Origin of the sequence: Romboutsia sedimentorum, assembly GCF_030131845.1 — a bacterium.
GTDB classification, from domain to species: Bacteria; Bacillota; Clostridia; order Peptostreptococcales; family Peptostreptococcaceae; genus Romboutsia_D; species Romboutsia_D sedimentorum.
On the sequence record NZ_JASKYM010000028.1, the window covers coordinates 1 to 1,237 of the forward strand.

The 1,237-nt window shown below is 35.1% G+C and carries 2 protein-coding genes; both read right to left on the reverse strand.

Features of this window, described 5'->3' with window-relative positions; genetic code table 11:
• The coding region (locus QOZ84_RS16440; protein WP_284133959.1) for a sodium ion-translocating decarboxylase subunit beta at positions 1 to 1,076 on the reverse strand (1,076 nt) is incomplete at its 3' end.
• 26 nt (positions 1,077 to 1,102) lie between these two features.
• The gene (locus QOZ84_RS16645; RefSeq protein WP_334305577.1) at positions 1,103 to 1,225 is read right to left on the reverse strand and encodes a biotin/lipoyl-containing protein; all 123 of its coding nucleotides are present in this window, start codon (positions 1,223 to 1,225) and stop codon (positions 1,103 to 1,105) included.
• Between the last annotated feature and the right edge of the window lie 12 nt (positions 1,226 to 1,237).

Below are 1,237 nucleotides of genomic sequence, written 5' to 3' on the forward strand. Positions count from 1 at the left end.
GCAACCTTATGAGCAACCCTAGCTGCCATTGGAACTGCTGATACTCCTGCTGCACCTATAAGTGGATTTACTTTTTCCTTAGTAAATCTATTCATAAATTTAGCACATAATACTCCTGCTCCTGTTCCTATTCCAAATGCTACAACTCCAAGAACGAATATTTTTAAAGTTTGTGCACTTAAAAATATTTCAGCTTGAGCTGATGCTCCAACTGATAATCCTAAGAAAATGGTAACTATGTTCATTAAAGCATTTGTAGCAGTATCTGATAATCTATCAGTAACTGTACATTCTTTAAGTAAATTACCAAACATAAGCATACCAATTAATGTTGCCGCTGCTGGTAAAAGTAGTGATACTACTATAGTAACAACAATTGGGAATATTATTTTTACTTTTTTAGAAACATGTTTGCTTTGAACCATTACTATAGCTCTTTCTTCTTGAGTAGTTAAAGCTTTCATTATTGGTGGCTGAATTATTGGAACTAAAGCCATATATGAATAAGCTGCAACTGCTATTGGTGCTAATAAATGTGGTGCTAATTTTGTTGTCAAATAAATAGCTGTTGGTCCATCTGCTCCACCTATTATACCTACTGAAGCTGCTTCTGGTGCTGTAAAACCAAGAAGCAATGCTCCTATAAAAGTGAAAAATATTCCAAATTGTGCTGCTGCTCCAAGTAATATATTCTTTGGATTAGCTATTAACGGACCGAAGTCTGTCATAGCTCCAACACCTAAAAATATTAATGGAGGGAATATTCCAAGCGCATCGCCTTGGAATAGATAATATAGTAGCCCTCCTGGCGTTTTGGTACTAATCCCGGCTTCCATAATTCCATTTGTTACGTTTCCTATAGGCTCAATTGTAGAAACTGCGCTATTCATAACTCCTGAAAGTGGAATATTCGAAAGCAGCATACCAAAAGCTATAGGTACTAGTAATAAAGGTTCAAAACCTTTAGCTATTGCTAAATATAATAGGACACAGGCAATTGTGATCATTACTAATTGTCTCCAGTCCATATTAACAATACCCATTGATTGAATAAAATCAGTTATAACTTCTCCCACGGGTAAGTCCTCCTTCTTTTTAATTTCTATCCTATAGTTATTAAAGGATCTCCTACACTTACTGATGCTCCTTTTGATACGCTTACTTTTGAAACAGTTCCGTCACAACTTGCCATTATCTCATTTTCCATTTTCATAGCTTCAAGTATTAATAAAACATC